This is a genomic window from Chryseobacterium populi (assembly GCF_000282115.1).
GTDB lineage: Bacteria > Bacteroidota > Bacteroidia > Flavobacteriales > Weeksellaceae > Chryseobacterium > Chryseobacterium populi.
In genome coordinates, this window is the sequence record NZ_AKJY01000116.1 from 1 (window position 1) to 2,618 (window position 2,618).

1 protein-coding gene and 1 pseudogene are annotated in these 2,618 nt (G+C 39.3%); both read right to left on the minus strand.

Annotated features, from left to right (window positions below):
- A pseudogene (locus tag PMI13_RS19730) lies at positions 1-821 on the minus strand (lectin-like domain-containing protein); the annotation flags it as partial.
- Positions 822-1,027: 206 nt separating this feature from the next.
- Positions 1,028-2,618, minus strand: a 1,591-nt coding sequence (locus PMI13_RS19735; protein WP_007847134.1) for a T9SS type B sorting domain-containing protein, incomplete at its 5' end; no start/stop codon positions are given.

Consider the following 2,618-nt stretch of genomic DNA (forward strand, 5'->3'; position numbering starts at 1 on the left):
GCAGGATTTACGCATACAAAAGGAGTTACGGTATTCGTTAAAATAGGAACTTTATCAATGAAAATTTTGGCATTTTTAATAGAGTGTCTTGCTGATGCTCCTCCGGTAGATGCTGAAAAGCCGAAGTATCCCTGCGTCATGGCTACAGCTGCGGCATCTGGTGCAAATGATTGATCTACAATCAGAATACCGTCAATTCTTACTTTAATGATCCAGTTGGTAGGGTTGGTAAGATCTGTCTCTCCGTTTACTTCTACATGCTTGTAAGTTGCCCCGACAAAAGGTTGGGTTGGGTTCAAATCCGGTGAGTGAAATGAACTTCCGGGCGTGTTGTAAAATTCAATATTATTGGTGTCCGATGTGTTAGGAACCAAACCGTAAGCAAGATGCACTTTACTCATCTGTCCCTGTGTGGTGTTGTTATAGATATCAAATCCTACCATAAGGCCTATTGCATTCTGAGGGATTCCTAATCCGGATCCTTGTTGGCTGGTGATGGGCGGATTGGCAAGATACCAGAATGCGAAACCATCTCCACGGTTAAATCCGGTAGTTCCGTTTCCGTCAATTCTGAAATCAAATTCGACTTTCCATTTGTCACAGTATTTCAGATTAATCGGATCATTTAATTTTATTGCACCGGAGCTACTGCCTACATCATCTGTAAGTCGTATAAAATCTCCGCTTACAGTAGCAGAAGGAACTACAGTCCATCCGGTGGTATTAACGGGATTTCCTGTAAGCTGATAGGTTTGGGAATGTAAGTTTTCTGACAAGCCTAGTAAAATGATAAAAAGATAAGTGAGTAGAGTTTTTTTCATTTGAAGCAAGTTTGGTTGAGTTTTTTATTAATATTACAAATATATTCATCTTTTGTTAACTGTCGTTTGTTAGAATTAATATATGTAATGGATTTTATCAATGATGTAATGAAAGCTTTACCGAAATAAAAAAGCTTTAAAATAGTATTGAAAGTAAATGGAAGATTAAAAAAAGATCACCCGGTTCGGAGTGATCTTTACTGTAATTATTCTCTGTTTTTTACCAGTACCCAGCCGCTGTATTTTGTCTGAGTATTGTTTCTGTCATTTTCATTCCAGGAAATGGTGTACCAGTAAGTGCCGGTGATAATTTTCTTGCCACTTGCTGTACCATCCCATTTGTAATTTCTGATTTTGTCAGCTTCATATAATTTGTTTCCGTACCTGTCATAGACCGCAAACACAAGGTTCTTTTTATATGCCAAAGCGGAATAGTCAATATAATCATTTACATTATCCCCGTTTGGAGTGATGGCATTGATTAAATTAGGAACAGTAATCTGTAGTTGAATAGGTTCGCAGTTGTAGTGGTCTTTTACAAATACTTTGACTTCGCCTCTCGGAAGTCCCGTAAATACATTTGAATCCTGCCAGCTGACACCATCTAATGAATATTGGTATGGAGGTGTTCCGCCATTTACATTTACGGTAATCGTGTTATTTGTAATATCTATAGTTGAAATAACGGGCTGCGGCGCTGCATTTACTCTTACCGTTTGAATGGTGATACAGTTTCCTGTTTTCAGCTGAACCCAGTAAATTCCGACCGGAACACCCTGGATCGCCTGAGTTGTTGCTCCTGTACTCCATAAGTATCCGTCAAAACCGGGACCTGCATCTAAGTCGGTTCTTCCGTCAATACAGATTGCTTTATCTTTAAGGACGGCAGATTGTACAGGCGGTAAAACAATAAGATTGATCTTGGCAATGGTATAGCAACCTGTTGTATTGGTCACCCTCACATATACAGTTGTGCTTGTTGAAACATAAGCTGTCGGGTTTGCAATTTCATTCGTTCCACTAAGGGCATTGGCTAATGAAGTGTAGAATTTCTTAGTAATACCGGTTTGTGTTGTTACATTCGCTGAGGTAAGATCAAATGCAGCTGAAGTGGTATTGTTTTCAATAAAACAGGATTCAATAGTAGCATCATTTAATATAACCTGAGGCAGGAAACCTAATGTAATCTGTGCGGTATCGGTGCAGCCCTGTGTAGTCGTTACTTTTACAAATACAACACCGGCTCCTGAAGGGTAAGCGGATGGATTGGTGATCTCATTGGTTCCTGCTGTAAGATCATTCATTGTTTTGTAATACTTTTTCGTAACACCAGTAGTAGAAGTTACATTCGCTGTAGTAAGGTTGTAAACTGCTGAATTTGTATTGTTATTGTTACATTCCAGAAGAGTGGCATCGGTTGCATTGAATGGTGCCAGATTCAGTTGTATCGTTCCGTCGGGGTTGTCACACAAAACGCCTGCATTATCTTTAATGACCACCGAGATGGTTGTATTGGCACTAAACTGATAACTGGCAGGGTTGGCTATCGGCGTTGAGCTGCCCAGAACATAATATGTAAAAGTATAGTTAGCCGGAGTACTTACAAATTGAGGATTGAAACTTGTTAAATTTACGGATCCGTTTCCGGTTGTAGGATTAGGACAGAAAGATTGTGTTATGCTATTTTGTAGAATAGAGACTTTATCGGTGTAGATTTTTACATTTTTAATAGAACTTCTTACCGATGCAGCTCCTGTAGATCCGGAAAATCCAAAATATCCCACACCCATTGTAGCG